The organism is Polyangium mundeleinium (genome assembly GCF_028369105.1).
In the GTDB taxonomy this organism is placed as follows: domain Bacteria; phylum Myxococcota_A; class Polyangia; order Polyangiales; family Polyangiaceae; genus Polyangium; species Polyangium mundeleinium.
On sequence record NZ_JAQNDO010000001.1, the window covers coordinates 7,468,285 to 7,484,322 of the forward strand.

Sequence of the window (16,038 nt, forward strand, 5' to 3'; positions counted from 1 at the left end):
GCACGCGAATCACTCGAACTCGACGAGGGGCTCGCCTTCCTTCACGGCCTGCTCCTCCTTCACGAGGATCTTCGTGATCGTGCCCTCGTCCTCGGCCTCGACGGGCATCTCCATCTTCATGGACTCGAGGATCGCGACGACGGTCCCTTCCTCGATCTTGTCGCCGACCTTCACTTCGATCTTCCAGACGTTGCCCGTGATGTGCGCCTTGATGACCTTTGCCATGGGGCGGCGACGCTAGCGGAGGTCCGTCGCGATGGGAAGCGCGTGACGAACCGGTCCTCGCGTGCGCCCAGCCCCGGGGCCGCGGCTGATCCCAAAAACGACGCGGCCGTCAAGCGGGAAAACGCAGATTGGGGACCTCTGGCACGGAGTTCACCTGTCTTCCGGGACGAAATCCCGAGGCAGGGCGGGCCCTGCGGAAAAGAATCGACTCCACCCAATTGACAGGCATCTTGGGGAGTTGATACCGACAGGCGCCGCGGTACTCTCACTTTGGCGGGTGTCCTCGGAAAGGCGCAGCCGTGCTGCAGAAGCACGGCGGTCCTCCCCCGGGGCGAACGGCGAGCGCGCTGCTTTCGAAGGAGCCACGACGCATGTCCGAACAGAAGGAAAGCTCGGTCCTGTTCTCCCTCAAGGAGCTCATGAACCTCGAGGAGGACCGTATCAAGCAGGAGGAGGATGCGAAGGCCGCCGCAGCGGCCGCCGCAGAACGAGCCCGGCTCGACGACGAGCGCCGGAAGCGCGAGGAAGAAGAAGCGCGCATCCGGGCCGAGGACGAGCGCAGGGCCCTGGAAGAGCGCAAGGCCCGCGAAGAGGCCGCGCGCCTCGAGGCGATCCGTCAGGCCGAGGTCGAGAAGGCCCGCGTCGAGGCCGAGCAGAGGGCGCGGCTCGAGGCGATGAACGCGCAGCAGCAGCACGAGCGCAAGCTCGCCGAGCTGCAGCACGACGAGTCGAAGAAGAAGCTGCGCAAGACGCTCTACGGCGTGGTCGCGGCGGTCGTCGTCATCGGCGGCGTCACGACCGGCATCATCATCAACCAGAGCCAGAAGGCCGAGCAGGAGCGCCAGGCGCTCGCCGATCAGGCGCGACAGGCCGAGGAAGATCGCAAGAAGGCCGAGCAGCAGGCGAAGGAGCAGCAGCAGAAGATCGACAGCCTGCTCGGCCAGCTGACGAGCGCGAAGGACGAGGCGACGCGCCTCGCCCTGCAGAAGCAGCTCGACGAAGAGAAGGCGAAGCAGGACGCAGCCAAGAAGGGCGGCGGCGGTGGTCCGCGTCCCGCGGGCGGCGGCGGCGCGGCCAAGCCCTGCAACTGCGCGCCCGGCGATCCGCTCTGCAGCTGCCTCTGATCCAGGCGAGCGGCCCGCGCGAACGCAGGTGCGGGCCGCCGTTTGCATCGCAAAGGTGCAAACGCATGAAGCGCACGGCTCCCGAGAAGGCCCTGGACACCTCGTCCGGCGCCGAGGCCCCCTCCCCTCATGACCCCGATACATCCCCGATGAACGACGCGACGAGGCGGCTCGTCTTCCCGCTGGATTACGGCTCGCTCGATGAAGCCCGGGCCGGCGCGCGTGTCGTCGCTCCGTCGGTCGGCGTGCTCAAGGTGGGGCTCGAGCTCTTCGTGCGGGAAGGGCCCGCCGCGATCGCGGCGTGTCACGATCTCGGCCGGGACGTTTTTCTCGACCTGAAGCTCCACGACATCCCCGAGACCGTGGGCCGCGCGGTGCAAAGCGCGGCATCGCTCGGGGTCCGGTACCTGACGGTCCACGCGCACGGCGGTCGCGCGATGCTCGAACGTGCAGCCGAGGAGGCCGCGCGTGCGAGCGCGCCGCTCACGATCCTCGCGGTCACCGTGTTGACCTCGCTCGATGCGCAGGATCTCACGGCGCTCGGTTTGTCCGCGTCCCCGGCAGAACAAGCGGAGCGGGTCGCGCGGCTCGCGTGGGACGCGGGGGTGCGAGGGTTCGTCGCGTCTGCGTCGGAGGCGGCGAACCTCCGGCGCGCGCTCGGGCCGGAGGCGCTGCTCGTCACGCCGGGCATCCGGCCGGCGGGCAGCGCGGCCGGGGATCAGAAGCGAATCACGACGCCGGCGCAGGCGATCTCGAGCGGGGCGGATCTGCTCGTCGTCGGGCGGCCGATCCGCGACGCGGCGAGCCCGCTCGACGCTGCGCGCGCCGTCGTGGCCGAAATCGAAGGCGCGCTCGCCGCAAGGAGCACATGACTCGACTTGTGTATGGCCTCCAGCCCGTCCGCGAAGCCGTGCGCGTGCACGGCGACGCTCTCGAACGTGTCGTCGTCGAGCAAGGCGGGAGCCCCAAGATCCAGGCTGTCGGACGTTTCGCCGAGGGCCGCGGCGTCCGCGTCGAGACCGCGCCCCGCATCGAGCTCGATCGTCGCACCGGCGGCGGCAGGCACCAGGGTGTGCTCGCGGTCGCGCCGGACCTCAGGATCCGCGGCGTGGATCAGCTAGCGATCGAGCCGACGTCCATCGTCGTCGCGCTCGACGGGATCATGGATCCGCAGAACTTCGGGGCGATCGTGCGCAGCGCCGTCGCGCTCGGGGCCACGGGGATCGTCTGGCCCGAGCACAGCTCCGCGCCGCTCTCGCCGGCCATGTTCCGCGCATCCGCGGGCGCCATCGAGCACGCCACACTCTGCCGTGTCTCGTCCTTGCCGGAAGCGCTGCGCTCCCTCGCGGATCGCGGCGTCACCGTGATCGCCCTCGACGCGCAGGGGCCGACGACGCTCGGCGCGGTCGATCTGCGCGGCCCGGTGGCGATCGTGATCGGCGCCGAGGACAAGGGCGCGCGCAAGGCCGTGCTCCGCGCCTGCCAGCACGTCGCGCGCTTGCCGATGGCGGGGCCGATCGGATCGCTCAACGCCTCGGTCGCGGGCGCGCTCGCGCTCTACGAGGTGCTCCGCCAGCGGCAGGTGCCCACCTGAGAGCCCCGCGCGCGGCCTGGGCGACCCTCGTCCTTGCTGCCGTGCCGCTCCGGCTCGCGCTCGCGCTAGGAACGGATCTCTCCCCGGACGAGGCGTACTACCTCGCCGCGGCCCGCGCGCCGGGCGTCCTGCCTCCGCTCGTCGACCACCCGCCGCTCGTCCCGCTCCTGCTTCGGCTCGTCGATCGGCTCACGGCCTTGCCCGTCGAGCTCCGCGTCCGGCTCGTCCCGCTCGTGTGTTCGCTTGGCCTCTCGATCGCCACGGTCGCCCTCGCGCGCCGCCGCGGCGCGGACGCCTCCGGGCAGAACCTCGCGGCCTTCCTGTCGAGCTTCGCGCTCCTCCCGGTCGCGGGCGGCTTCGTCGCCACCCCGGACGGCCCGGCCCTCCTCGCCCTCGTGCTCGCCTTGTTGTGGGCCGAGCCCGCGCCCGAGGCCGCCGCCGCGTCCCTCCCACGACGGCTCGCCGCCGCGTTCGGCCTCGGGCTCGTGGGGGCCGCGGGCGCCCTCGCCAAGGTGGTCGTCCTGCCCCTCTTCCCGCTCATCGTCGTCCTGGCCGCGCGCCGCCGCCTCGGCGAGCGCCTCCTCGCCCTCGCCCCCCTCGCCCTCGCCGGCCCGCTGCTCGCCCCGAGCCTCGCCTTCCAGCTCCGGCACGCCTACGCCCAGCAGGCGCCCACGTTCACGCTCCTCGGCGCCCTCGGGGCCCTCGCCGCGGCCGCGCTCGCCCAGGCGCTGCTCTGGACCCCCTGGACCCTCTTCCACGGCGCCCGCGCCCTCCGCACCTCCCCGCCTGCCGACCGCGCCGTCGTCCTGCTCCTGACGGCCCTCGTCGCCGCCTCGGCCCTCGCGCGGGCCGTGCCCCCCGAGCCGAACTGGTATGCGCCTTCGGCTTTGATCCTCGCGGTCGCGTGCGCTCGAACCGGTAAGGATTTGGCCCCGCGCGCGCGACTTGCCATGCTGCTCGCCGTCCTCGTGCCCACGGCGATCGCGGCCGCGCACACGATCCGGCCTTTTTTGCCGCTGCCGCTCCGAGCCGACCCCACCGCCCGCCTCCACGGCTGGCGGAGCGGGGACGGGCCTGTCGACGCGCCGGGCGTGGGCCCTTATGGCGCCGCCGCGGAGCAATGTGTGTATCAGTTCACGTGCTCAAAAATAAACGACTACTTCCAAGCACTTGCTGAGTAACCTTCAAGGTTCCACTTCATCACCGAATTTGCCTGAACGAGCGGCCAGGGAAAGGGCCTCGTCGTTCGTTTCAAGCGAATGACCCTCGCGCGCCGAAAGATCGCCGAATTGTTGATCAAATTCGCGTACTTGGACATGCCGCCCGGAGAAACTTCTCGCATTTCGCCCAGATAGTTCAGGCGATACACGAAGGGAGGCCGGCCGGTCGCCAAGCGCGCGATATCGATCCGGTTCTTCCGGGAACCAGCTCGAAGAGAGGTCGCGCACATCGGGTTTGGGAGGACGAACCCGCACGACACGCGTGCATGTGAGCCGATCGGCAGGACGAACGTTCAGGATGCGGGGCGGGTGCGTCCGAGGACGCGGGCGAACCGCGCGAGGGCCTCGTCGACGTCGTCCGCGGTGGTCTCTTCGCCGAGCGAGACCCGCACCGCCGCGAGCGCGCGCGCCTCGCCCACCATCGCCGCGAGCACCGGCGAAGGCTCGGCCGTGCCCGCGCTGCAAGCCGACCCGCTGGAGACCGCCACGCGCTCGAGGTCGAGCGCCGCGCAGAGCTCCTCGCCACGCCAGCCCGGAAAGGAGAGGTTCGTCACATGAGGCGCGCGCTCGGCCGCGCCGTTGGGCAGAGCCTCGGCCCCGGCCTCGCGGCCCAGCCGAACGAGGTCGGCCTGGAGCCGATCCCGGAGCGGCGCGAGCTCGGCGTACCGGGTGGGGGTGTGTCGCGCCCGCTCGGCCGCCACGGCGAACCCCGCGGCAGCGACCGGATCCTGCGTCCCCGGCCGGAGCCCGCGCTCTTGCGAGCCGCCGTACAGGAGGCGCGACAGCCGCACCGACGGCGCCGTGAGCAGCGCGCCGATGCCCTTGGGCCCCCGGATCTTGTGCGCGGCCACGCTGACGAGATCCGCGCCTTCGAGGGTCGAGCGCGGCAGCTTGCCCACGGCCTGCACCGCGTCGACGTGGAGGAGCGCCCCCCGCGACCGGCAGAGCGCCGCGACGGCTGCGACCGGCTGGATCACGCCCGTCTCGTGGTTCACGGCCTGGAGCGCGACGAGCCGCACGGAGGCTCCCGACGCAACCGCACGATCCATGGCGTCGGCGACGGCCTCGGGCGAGATCCGCCCCGAGGGCTCGGGATCCACCCACGCAACGAGGACCCCACGCGCGGCGAGGTGTTCGGCGAACCGAACGACGCTCGGGTGCTCGATGCGGCCTACGACGAGCGCAGGTTGCGAAGACGCGCCGCCCGTCGATGCGAACGCATGGTGGAGCGCGAGGTTGTTCGCCTCGGTCCCGCCCGAGGTCAGCACGACGTCGCGCGGATCAAACCCCACGAGCGCGGCGACCGCCTCGCGTGCGTCCTCGACACGCGAGCGCGCCCGCCGCCCCGGCCCGTGCACGCTGGCCGGGTTGCCCCACGCCGAGGTCGCCGCCTCGACCATCGCGGCGACGACGTCCGGATGCGGCGGCGTCGTCGCGTTCCAGTCGAGGTAGACGACCCTCACCGCTCCTTCTCCGCGTCCGGCGACGGCAGCTCGCCCGGCGCGCGTTGCGCGACCGTCAGGAAAAACGCCGCGCCGCCGAGCCGCACGCCCTCGATGATCTCGTTGCAGGGCGAAGCGAGCTTGAGCTCGCCGCCGAGCCCGCGCGCCGTGCGCCGCGCGATCGCAAGTCCCACGCCCACACCCCCGTGCTCTCGCGTGACCGATCCATCCACCTGGTAGAACGGATCGAAGATGCGCTGCTGCTGATCGGGCGGGATGCCCGGCCCGGTGTCGCCCACGCAGAGCTCGTAGTGCCCCGAGGCGAGGCGCGCCACACGCACGCCCACAGTGCCGCCGGACGGCGTGAACTTCGCGGCGTTCTCGAGCAAGTGCACCATCGCGCGCTGGAGCCTGCCCGCGTCGCCCCAGCCGGGGAGCGGGCCGCGCGGAAGATTCTCGACGAGGTGGATCCGCGCCTCGGCGAGGTTGTCGGCGACCTGCGCGACGGCCCTGCGTGTCGTGTCGAGGAAGTCGTAGTCGACGTGGATGAAGCGCATGCGCCCCGTCTCGAGCCCCGTCACGTCGAGCAGGTTGTCCATGAGCGATCGCAGCCGCCGGACGCAGTCGTCCATCGCGCGCAGCGCCTTGCCCTGCGCCCGCGTGAGCGGCCCGAGCTCCTCGTCGAGCAGCAGTTTCACGTAGCCGACGATCGGGGTCATCGGCGTCGCCAGCTCGTGCGAGATGTTCCGGTAGAATTCGGTGCGCGCGGCGTCCGCCTCACGCAGCCGCGCGTTCGCCCGGCTGAGCTCGGCGACCTTCTCTTCGAGGTGCTGCACGATGCGCTGGCTCTGCTGGCGCAGGCGCACCGCGCCGGCCGAGACGGGCATGTTCTCGCGCGTGCCTTGCTGGATGTAGCGCTCGATCACGGTCGCGAACGAGCGTGCGTCGATGGGCTTCTGCAGGAAGCCGTCGCAGCCGACGGCGAGGCTCGTCTCGCGATCGCCCTCGGCCGTGATGGCCACGATGGGCACGCCCGCGAGCTGCTGCTCGCCGCGCAGGCGCAACGTCACCTCGAACCCGTCGAGCCCGGGGATGTTGAGATCGACCAGGATGAGGTCGGGCGCCATGCCGCTGACTGCCAGCCGGACGCCCTCGAGCCCGTCGGCAGCGTCGATCACCTCGTGGCCTGCTTTCTGAAGCAGCTTGCGCACGAGCAGGCGGTTCGCGGGATCGTCCTCGATGTGAAGGATTCGGGGCATTCTCGGGGCCATCGTACCCCGACCTCGGCCACCTTTTGCTGCAAACGCGCAGGTTGACGGCCGGCCGCACGTCGGCAATACGTGCCGGCCATGCGCCTGCGTCTCCTCCCGAACATCGTGCTCCTCTTCGTGGCCACTGGTTGCTGCAACGCGGGCTCGGATTCGAGCCAGAACGCAGCGCCCTCCGACAGCGCCGTGCTCCCCTCGCCCTCGGCTGTAGCGCCGAGCGCGCCCTCCGCCTCCGCCGCCGAAGCGCCTGCGCCCGCACCCACAGCGGAGCGGCAGATCGCGGGCGCCGCGCACATCCTCGTCGCCTGGAAGGGCGCCGAGCGCGCGCCGAAGACGGTGACGCGCACCAAGGACGAGGCGAAGAAACGCGCAGGGGACGTCCTCGCGCAGGTGAAGGACAGCAAGCAGACCTTCGAGGAGCTCGTCGCGAAGTACACCGACGACGAGGTCTCGAAGGCCGCGAACGGCGCCATCGGCAACTTCGAACGCAACGCGATGCCGCCGGCGTTCGCGGACGCGACCTTCGCCATGGAGGTCGGCACGATCTCGGACGTCGTCGAGACGGCCCAGGGCTACCACATCATCAAGCGGACCAGGTGACCATGTCTGAAGGGGAGGCGACGCAGGACCCGAGCGCCGAGGACGTCGCAAAGGGCGCCGAGGCCGACGAGGCGAAGGCGCTGGAAGGCGAAGCCAAAGGCGCGGCCAAGAAGGCGAAGGGCAAGGCCAAGGCGGCGTCGAAAGACGCGGCCAAGGCGTGGAACCCCACCGGCGCGCTACCAGCGCGGCAGGCGTACGCGCTCGCGGTGGTGAGCGGCTTGCTCTACTTCCTCGGCTTCCCGGGCATCGACATCTGGCCGCTCTCGCTCGTCGCGCTCGTGCCGCTCATCGTGGCGATGCGTGGTCAGCCGGTGCGCCGCGCCGCAGGCCTCGGGTGGACGGCCGGCTTCACGATGACGATGACCGGCTTCTACTGGCTGATGGAGATGCTGAAGGTCTTCAGCGGCTTCCCTGTGCCGCTGTGCATGCTCTTCATGGCAATCCTCTGCGCCTACCAGGGCGGCCGCATCGCGCTCGCCGGCTGGCTCTACGGACGCGCCGAGACACGCGGATGGCCCGCGCCGCTCGTCTTCGCGCTCGCCTTCGCCGCGAGCGAGCTCGTCTTCCCGCTGCTCTTCCCCTGGTACTACGGCGCCTCGGTGCACAACGCGCCCGTGCTGATGCAGGTCGCCGATCTCGGCGGCCCGATCCTCGTCGGCCTCGTGCTCGTCTGCGCGAACCTCGGCCTCGCCGAGATCATCGTTGCCTGGCGCAAGCGCGAGAAGGCCAATCACCGCATCGTCGCGATCGGCATCGCCGTCCCGCTGCTCGCGGCCGGCTACGGATTCCTCCGGGTCCGTACGATCGGCCAGACGATGGCCGAGGCGAAGAAGGTGCGGATCGGCATCGTGCAGGGGAACATGGGCCTCTTCGATCGGAAGAACGCCTACCAGGTCTACGTGAACCGCACGAAGGAGCTCGCGAAGTCGAAGGAGGTCGACCTCGTGGTGTGGAGCGAGGGCGCCGTCCCCGCCCCGCGCGTCGTCAGCGAGGCGAGCTACAAGGACGAGGTCCAGAAGAGCCTCACGAAGCAGCTCGGCGTCCCGACGATCGTGGGCTCGGTGCTGCGCACGCCGCCGAGCACGCCGGGCGGGCGCATGACCTACTTCAACACGGCGCTCATGGCCGGCGACGAGGGCAAGATCCTCGGCCGCTACGACAAGCAGTACCTGCTCGCCTTCGGCGAGTACCTGCCGTTCGGCGACATGTTCCCGATCCTGTACAAATGGTCGCCGAACTCAGGTCAGTTCACGCCGGGCACGTCGCTCGACGCGTTGCCCTGGGGCGAGCACAAGATCGGCGCGCTCATCTGCTACGAGGACATCCTGCCGTCGTTCGTGCAGAAGCTCGTGAAGCACAGCGATCCGGACCTGCTCGTGAACCTCACGAACGACGCGTGGTTCGGCGACTCGACGGAGCCGTGGATCCACCTCGCGCTGGCGAAGCTACGCGCCGTGGAGCACCGGCGCTTCCTCGTGCGCGCGACGAACAGCGGCGTGAGCGCGATCGTCGACGCAACAGGCCGGGTGGTCGCGCACGGCGGCACGTTCCGCGAGGAGACGATCATCGGCGAGGGCCGCTTCATGCGGGCCTGGACGCTCTACGGCGCGATCGGCGATGTGCCCTGGTACCTCGCCACGGCAGCGATCGTGGCGATGGGCATCTGGAGCCGCCCGAAACGCGCGGCGGCCGCGAAGGCTGCTTAGAACGACGCCCTCACCCCTGCCCCTCTCCCGCGCGGGAGAGGGGTTTTAGGCCTTCGGCTTGCGCTGCGGCTTCTCAGGCGCAGACGCAGGCTCCGACGGCGGCGAGCTGCTCCTGTAGGGCAGCGTCGTCCGCAGCACGTCGCGCGGGATGTGTGGTGTTGGCACGTGCGGGCCGGATTGGATCTCCTTCTCGATTGCGTTCAGCGTCTCGGATCCGAGCCTGCGTGCGGGCTCGACGCTGATGTCCGGTGATGTGTCTCGGCCGCGCCGTGACTTGCGGCTCGATGCGACCGGCACCATCTCCCCGCTCCGCGCGACCTTTTCGGCTGCGCGGTTGATCATCGGCTCGATCGCGCGGAGGCCGATCCGCAGCGCGTTTGTCACCCGCCGCGCCTCTGTGCCGCCGCGGACGACCAGACAAAGCACGGCCCGGTTTGCTGCGACGCCGACGTGACAGTCGAGGGAGAGCGTCCCGGCGCGCGACACCAGCTCGCCGTGTGCGAGCTGGACCAGCACGACCCGATCCGTCCCTGCGACGACGTCTGCGGCTGCGGAGAGCGTTTTCCGCGCGCCCTCGGGGATCTCCCGCGGCCCTCCCTTCGTGACGAGATCGCCACGACGGGAGAGCACGAACGCATAGAGCGCGTCTGCGTCGATCCGGACACGCTCCACGACGTCATCGAGTTGGGACATGGCCCCCGAGTCTACCAGGGGCCAGCACGCCCGCGTCGGACAACGTCAGTACGACTTCGCGAACACCACCCGCTGCCGGCTCGGCTTGCCGGAGACGATGCAGCGCCCCTCTTCTTGGAGGTCCTTCGCGTCGGCCACGCCGTCGATGCCCGAGAGCGGGATGCAGCGGATCGTCACCTTGAACTTGTCCTTGAGATGCGCCTCGACCTCGGGCTCGCCCGACCAGTGCGCGAGCGCGAACCCGCCGTGGATCTCGGGTTTGTCCTCGTTCTTCGCCGTGAAGAACTTCTCGAAGTCCTTCATGTCGTCGATGCGCTTCGTGTTCGCGGCGCGGTGCTGCTTTGCCTTCGCGAGCAGACCGTTCTGGATGTCGGCGAGGATCTCGGGGATCTTCGTGACGAGCTCGGCGCGCCCGAGCGTCGCCTTGTCCTTCGTCCCGCGATCCCGACGCGCCACCATCACCACGTTGCCGTCGACGTCGCGCGGGCCGATCTCGATGCGGATCGGCGCGCCCTTCTTGATCCACTCCCACTGCTTGTCGCCGCCGCGGATGTCGCGCTTGTCGACCTCGACCTCGATCGGCCGCCCGCCGTAGCTCGTGCTGCGCAGCTCCGCAGCGACCGCGTCGACGTACTCCATCACCTTCGCCTTCGTGTCGTCGCCGCGCAGCACGGGCAGGATGACCACGTGCGCAGGCGCGAGCCGCGGCGGCAGGATGAGGCCGTCGTCATCCGCGTGCGTCATGAGCAGGCCGCCGATGAGCCGCGTCGACACGCCCCACGACGTCGTCCACGCGTACTCCTCGGTCTCCTTCGCCGTCTGGAACTTGATCCCGCTCGCCTTGGCAAAATTCTGCCCGAGGAAGTGCGACGTCCCGGCCTGCAGCGCCTTGCGGTCCTGCATCATCGCCTCGATCGCGAAGGTGTCGACCGCGCCGGGGAACCGCTCGCTCGCCGTCTTCGGCCCCTTGATCACGGGCATCGCCATGAACTCCTCGGCGAACGTCGTGTACACGTCGAGCATCTGCATCGTCTCCGCGCGCGCCTCCTCCTCGGTCGCGTGCGCCGTGTGCCCCTCTTGCCAGAGGAACTCCGTCGTCCGCAAAAAGAGCCGCGTGCGCAGCTCCCAGCGCACCACGTTCGCCCACTGGTTGATGAGCAGCGGCAGATCCCGGTAGCTCTGCACCCAGCTCGCGAACGCGGCTCCGATGATCGTCTCCGACGTCGGCCGCACGATGAGCGGCTCCTCGAGCTTCGCCTCGGGATCCGGCACGAGCCCGCCCTCGGGCCCCGCGACGAGCCGGTGGTGCGTCACGATCGCGCACTCCTTGGCGAACCCCTCGACGTGCTCGGCCTCTTTTTCGAGGAACGACTTCGGGATGAAGAGCGGGAAGTACGCGTTCTTGTGGCCCGTGGCCTTGAACATCCGGTCGAGCTCGCGCTGGATGTTCTCCCAGAGCGCGTAGCCCCACGGCTTGATCACCATGCAGCCGCGCACCGGCGAGCTCTCGGCGAGATCGGCGGCACGCACGACCTGCTGGTACCACTCGGCGTAGTCCTCGGCGCGGGTCGGGGTGATGGCAGTCTTCGGGGCGTCATTCTTGGCCACAGCGCGTTCCTCCGCGGCCGCCTCTATCACTTTTCCGGCGAGAGGGCGAACAAGCGAACACGAGCCGCCTCCGAACCCCCTCTCCGAAAAACGGGAACCGTGATAACCGTGGCGCGCCTTGGCCCACGACAAGCCCGAAGCGAGCGCGCCTGACGCGCACGGAAAAGACGGCCATCTCCAGCGCGGACCCCTCATCGCCATCGGCGGTGCGGAGGACAAAGTCGGCGCGCGGAATGTCCTGCGTGAAGTCGTCCGTCACGCCGGCGGCCCGAAACAAGCCCGGATCGCCGTCTTCCCCACGGCCTCCAGCATCCCCACCGAGCTCGCGGGGACGTACGAGGCGATCTTCCGCGAGCTCGGCGCCGACGTACACGTCGTGCGGATCGAGTCGCGCGCCGACGGCGAGGATCCGCGGATCCTCGCCCTCGTCAAAGAGATGACCGCGGTCTTCTTCACGGGCGGCGATCAAGGCCGCATCGTGACGATGCTCGGCGGCACCGAACTCGCGCGTACGATCCGCCGCGCGCACCGGAGTGGCTGCGTCGTCGCCGGCACCTCCGCGGGCGCGAGCGTCCTCTGCGACCACATGATCGCGCAGGGCAAGAAGGGCTACGCGCCGCGCCGCGAGCTCGTCATGCTCGCGCCCGGCCTCGGCCTCACGCGCAAGCTCGTCATCGACCAGCACTTCGCGCAGCGCCACCGGATCGGCCGGCTCTTCTCCGCCGTCGCGATGAACCCCTTCTTGATCGGCGTCGGCATCGACGAGGACACCGCGATCGTCCTGCGCTCCGACAAGAAGATGGACGTCATCGGCCGGGGCACGGTCACGATCATCGACGGCTCGAAGATCCAGCACACCGACATCCACGAGGTCCCGCGAAACTCGTCCGCGGCGCTGCTCGGGTTGTCCGTCCACGTCCTGACGCAGGGTTGCGGCTACGACATCGATGGCCGTCAGCCCTCGTGGCCATCCCGCAGCAAGGAGGCAACGTGAAACTGCTCGAAACGCGCGTCTACCGCGGCCCCAACCTCTACGGATACCGCCCCGTCATTCGCCTGACCCTCGACCTCGAGGAGCTCGAGCAGTACCCGAGCAACAAGATCCCCGGCTTCGTGGATCGGCTGCTCGCCGACGTGCCCACGCTGCACGAGCACGGCTGCTCCTACGGCGAGCCCGGCGGCTTCATCCGCAGGCTGCAGGACGGCACGTGGTTCGGGCACATCACCGAGCACATCGCGCTCGAGCTCCAGTGCCTCGCGGGCACGCCCGTCACGTACGGCAAGACGCGCACGGCGCACCGCGAGGGCGTCTACCACGTCGTCTACAGTTTTGAAGAAGAGTCGGTCGGCAGGCGCGCCGGTGAGCTCGCGCTGCGTTACTTGCAAGGCCTCCTGCCCGCGCACTTCCCCGATCACCTGCCGCCCCTCGCCGACCTGAACGCCGAGATCGAGAATCTCGCGCGGCTCGCGGAGCGCATGGCGCTCGGCCCGTCGACGCGCAGCCTCGTCGACGAGGCGAAGCGCCGCGGCATCCCGACGATGCGCCTCAACAAGCACAGCCTCGTGCAGTTCGGCTGGGGCACGCACCAGAAGCGCATCCAGGCCACGGTCACGAGCGAGACGCGGCACATCGCCGTGGAGATCGCGCAGGACAAGGAGCTCACGAACTCGCTGCTCGAGCGCGCGGGCCTGCCCGCGCCGCAGCAGGAGCGCGTCTACTCCGCGGACGAAGCCGTCGAGGCGGCCGAGCGCATCGGTTACCCCGTCGTCGTCAAGCCCATGGATCTCTCGCACGGCCGCGGCGTCGCGTTGAACCTCACGACGCCCGAGGCCGTGCGCGACGCGTACACGAAGGCGTACGACCTCTCGAGCTACGTCCTCGTCGAGACCTTCCAGCCCGGCAAGGATCACCGCGTGCTCGTGGTGAACGGCGAGGTCGTCGCCGTCTCCGAGCGCGTGCCGGGCCATGTCGTCGGCGACGGCAAGAGCACGATCAAGGAGCTCGTCGACGTCGTGAACACCGACCCGCGCCGCGGCGTGGGTCACGAAAAAGTCCTCACGCGGATCGAGATCGACGACCAGGCGAGCCGCCTCATGGGGCAGGCCGGCGTCACGCTGGAGACCGTGCTCCCCGCGGGCCAGGTCTTCGCGCTGCGCTCGACGGGCAACCTCTCCACGGGTGGCACCGCGATCGATCGCACCGACGTGATCCACCCGGACAACATCGACATCAGCGTGCGCGCCGCGAAGGTCGTCGGCCTCGACGTCGCGGGCATCGATCTCATCTGCCCCGACATCTCGAAGAGCGTGCGCGAGCACGGCGGCGTCATCGTCGAGATCAACGCGGCGCCCGGCTTCCGCATGCACGTCTCGCCGACCGTGGGCACGCCGCGCAACGTCGCGTCGCCCGTGCTCGAGATGCTCTTCCCGAACGGCGCGCCTGCGCGCATCCCACTCGCCGCGATCACCGGCACGAACGGCAAGACCACGACGAGCCGCATGGTCGCGCACATCCTCAAGATGAGCGGCAAGCGCACGGGCCTCACCACGACGGACGGCATCTACATCGACGGCGAGCGCATCCTGAAGGGCGACATGACAGGACCGTGGAGCGCGCGCGTCGTGCTCACGGATCCGACCGTGGAGGCCGCGGTGCTGGAGACGGCGCGCGGCGGCGTTCTTCGCGAAGGGCTCGGCTGGGATCGGTGCGACGTCGGCGCGGTGCTCAACGTCTCGGCCGATCACCTCGGCCTCGCGGGCATCGACACCGTCGAGGATCTCGCGTTCGTGAAGCGGCTCGTCGTGGAGGTCGTGCGGGACGGCGGCACGAGCGTGCTCAACGCCGACGACGAGCTCGTGCGCGAGATGGCGGACAAGGCAGGCGGCCGCGTCATGTGGTTCTCGCGCTCGCCTTCGAACGAGACCGTCCGCAAGCACGTGCGCGCGGGCGGCCGCGCGGTCGTGCTCGAGCAGGGCGTCAACGGCGACATGATCACGATCTACGACGGCGACCGGCACGTCCCGGTCACGTGGACGCACCTCGTCCCCGCCACGTTCGAGGGCAAGGCGAAGTTCAACGTCGAGAACGCGCTCGCGGCGGCGGCGATCGCCTTCTCGATGGGCATCTCGCTCGAACACATCCGCCAGGGCCTGCGCACCTTCACGACCTCGTTCTTCCAGGCGCCCGGGCGCTGCAACGTCTTCGACGAGCACCCGTTCCGCGTGATCGTCGACTACGGCCACAACGCAGCGGCGATGTCGAAGATGGCCGAGCTCGTCCTCGGCCTCCGCCGCGAGCGCTCGATCGGCGTGCTCATGGCCGCGGGGGATCGGCGCGACGACGACATCCGCGCGATCGGCCGCGAGGCAGCACGCGCGTTCGACGTGGTCATCGCGAAGGAGGACGCGTCGCGCAGGGGCAGGAAGCCCGGCGAGATCGCCTCGCTGCTCGCGGAGGGCGCGCGGGAGGCGGGCAAGGCCGAGGAGCAGATCCTGAAGAAGCTCGACGAGAAGGAGGCCGTGGACACGGCACTCGCAATGGCGCGGCCCGGCGACCTCGTGGTGCTGTTCGCGGACGACGTCACGGCCTGCTGGAAGCAGGTCATCTACTGGGGGAAGGAGCGCACGTCGCACCTGCCTTCCTTGCCGGACGAGGCCTGAACGTGAAATACGCCATTCTGACGCACGGGGGCGCGGCCTCGCCGCACGTCCATTCGGACGGCTGCGTGAAGGCCGCGGAGTCGGCACGCTCGGTGCTGGAGCGCGGCGGCGACGCGCTCGAAGCCGCGCTCGCGGCGACGGTGATCCTGGAGGACGATCCGCGCTTCAATGCGGGGACGGGCTCGAACCTACGTTTCGATGGGAAGACCATTGAAATGGACGCGTCCGTGATGACGAGCGACGCGAGGTTTGGCGCGGTCGCCTGCATCCAGCGGGTGAAGAATCCGATCCTGGTGGCGGCGAAGGTGATGGAGACGCCGCATTTGCTGATCGTGGGGGACGGCGCCACGCAGTTCGCCCGCGCGCATCGGTTCTCCGATTACGATCCGCTCACGGAGAAGGCGCAGGGCAAGCACGCGCGGGCCATGGCGGAGCTCCGGGGCCAAGGCGACGGCGATTATGCGGCGGACGCGGCGCCGTGGCATTCGATCGACTGGAAATCGCTGTGGAACTTCGGCGAGGCGCCCTTCCAGGACACGGTGGGCGCAGTCGTGCGGGACAGCCAGGGAAGGTTCGCGGCGACCGCGTCGACGGGCGGGACGGTGTACATGCTGAAGGGCCGCGTGGGCGATTCGCCGCTCATGGGCTGCGGCGTGTACGCGGGCCCGGCAGGCGCGGTGGCCGCGACCGGCGTGGGCGAGGAGATCGTGCGGCGCTTCCTGTCGAAGACGGTCTACGATTGGCTGGAGGAAGGCATCCCGGCGGCGCGGGCGGCGCAGCGGGGCATTGCGAAGTTCCCGGAGATCGTGGACGTGGGCCTGCTCGTGGCGTCGCGTGATGGGCAGGCGATCGCGTCGAATCGGAACATGGCGAGCGCGCTGCTCGTGGGGTAGAGCGA

14 protein-coding genes are annotated in these 16,038 nt (G+C 69.9%); 9 read left to right on the forward strand and 5 right to left on the reverse strand.

Going from position 1 to position 16,038, the window contains the following annotated elements:
• Positions 1-9: 9 nt before the first annotated feature.
• A complete protein-coding gene (locus tag POL67_RS29675; protein WP_271923166.1) occupies positions 10-225 on the reverse strand; it encodes an acyl-CoA carboxylase biotin carboxyl carrier protein subunit in 216 nt (71 codons plus the stop codon).
• 371 nt (positions 226-596) lie between these two features.
• Here POL67_RS29675 and POL67_RS29680 point away from each other — a divergent pair, with 371 nt between their 5' ends.
• The 4 genes from POL67_RS29680 to POL67_RS29695 all read left to right on the forward strand — a co-directional run bounded on the left by POL67_RS29680 (position 597) and on the right by POL67_RS29695 (position 4,124).
• Complete coding sequence (locus POL67_RS29680) at positions 597-1,349, forward strand: hypothetical protein (protein ID WP_271923168.1); 753 nt, start codon at positions 597-599, stop codon at positions 1,347-1,349.
• 65 nt (positions 1,350-1,414) lie between these two features.
• On the forward strand, positions 1,415-2,221 hold the full coding sequence (pyrF, locus tag POL67_RS29685) for an orotidine-5'-phosphate decarboxylase (RefSeq protein WP_271923170.1): 807 nt from the start codon (positions 1,415-1,417) through the stop codon (positions 2,219-2,221).
• A complete protein-coding gene (gene rlmB / locus POL67_RS29690) occupies positions 2,218-2,943 on the forward strand; it encodes a 23S rRNA (guanosine(2251)-2'-O)-methyltransferase RlmB (protein ID WP_271923172.1) in 726 nt (241 codons plus the stop codon). Before pyrF ends, rlmB begins: the two co-directional genes overlap by 4 nt.
• Positions 2,944-2,984: 41 nt before the next feature.
• Positions 2,985-4,124 (forward strand): hypothetical protein, encoded by a 1,140-nt coding sequence (locus POL67_RS29695; RefSeq protein ID WP_271923174.1) that lies wholly within the window; start codon positions 2,985-2,987, stop codon positions 4,122-4,124.
• A gap of 332 nt (positions 4,125-4,456) precedes the next feature.
• Here POL67_RS29695 and POL67_RS29700 read toward each other — a convergent pair whose 3' ends face one another.
• Together POL67_RS29700 and POL67_RS29705 are read right to left on the reverse strand one after the other, a co-directional pair.
• Positions 4,457-5,626 (reverse strand): cysteine desulfurase family protein, encoded by a 1,170-nt coding sequence (locus POL67_RS29700; RefSeq protein WP_271923176.1) that lies wholly within the window; start codon positions 5,624-5,626, stop codon positions 4,457-4,459.
• Positions 5,623-6,864, reverse strand: a complete 1,242-nt coding sequence (locus POL67_RS29705) for a hybrid sensor histidine kinase/response regulator (protein WP_136971971.1) — start codon at positions 6,862-6,864, stop codon at positions 5,623-5,625. Before POL67_RS29705 ends, POL67_RS29700 begins: the two co-directional genes overlap by 4 nt.
• Positions 6,865-6,954: 90 nt before the next feature.
• On the opposite strand from POL67_RS29705, the gene POL67_RS29710 reads away from it, so the two are divergent.
• Together POL67_RS29710 and lnt are read left to right on the forward strand one after the other, a co-directional pair.
• Complete coding sequence (locus tag POL67_RS29710; RefSeq protein ID WP_271923180.1) at positions 6,955-7,473, forward strand: peptidylprolyl isomerase; 519 nt, start codon at positions 6,955-6,957, stop codon at positions 7,471-7,473.
• Between the two features lie 2 nt (positions 7,474-7,475).
• A complete protein-coding gene (gene lnt / locus POL67_RS29715) occupies positions 7,476-9,179 on the forward strand; it encodes an apolipoprotein N-acyltransferase (protein WP_271923181.1) in 1,704 nt (567 codons plus the stop codon).
• Positions 9,180-9,224: 45 nt separating this feature from the next.
• On the opposite strand, the gene POL67_RS29720 is transcribed toward lnt, so the two are convergent.
• Both POL67_RS29720 and proS read right to left on the reverse strand, forming a co-directional pair.
• Positions 9,225-9,872 (reverse strand): hypothetical protein, encoded by a 648-nt coding sequence (locus POL67_RS29720; RefSeq protein ID WP_271923183.1) that lies wholly within the window; start codon positions 9,870-9,872, stop codon positions 9,225-9,227.
• Positions 9,873-9,917: 45 nt separating this feature from the next.
• Complete coding sequence (proS, locus tag POL67_RS29725) at positions 9,918-11,480, reverse strand: proline--tRNA ligase (RefSeq protein ID WP_271923186.1); 1,563 nt, start codon at positions 11,478-11,480, stop codon at positions 9,918-9,920.
• Between the two features lie 118 nt (positions 11,481-11,598).
• Between proS and POL67_RS29730 the strand changes: the two genes are divergently transcribed.
• From POL67_RS29730 to POL67_RS29740, 3 genes are read left to right on the forward strand one after another with little or no spacing between them, the layout of a single operon-like run.
• Positions 11,599-12,474 (forward strand): cyanophycinase, encoded by an 876-nt coding sequence (locus POL67_RS29730; RefSeq protein ID WP_271923188.1) that lies wholly within the window; start codon positions 11,599-11,601, stop codon positions 12,472-12,474.
• Positions 12,471-15,140, forward strand: a complete 2,670-nt coding sequence (gene cphA, locus POL67_RS29735; RefSeq protein WP_271923190.1) for a cyanophycin synthetase — start codon at positions 12,471-12,473, stop codon at positions 15,138-15,140. Before POL67_RS29730 ends, cphA begins: the two co-directional genes overlap by 4 nt.
• A gap of 2 nt (positions 15,141-15,142) precedes the next feature.
• Entirely contained in the window at positions 15,143-16,033 is an 891-nt protein-coding gene (locus POL67_RS29740) for an isoaspartyl peptidase/L-asparaginase (RefSeq protein ID WP_271923192.1), read from the forward strand.
• The last annotated feature ends 5 nt before the right edge of the window (positions 16,034-16,038 follow it).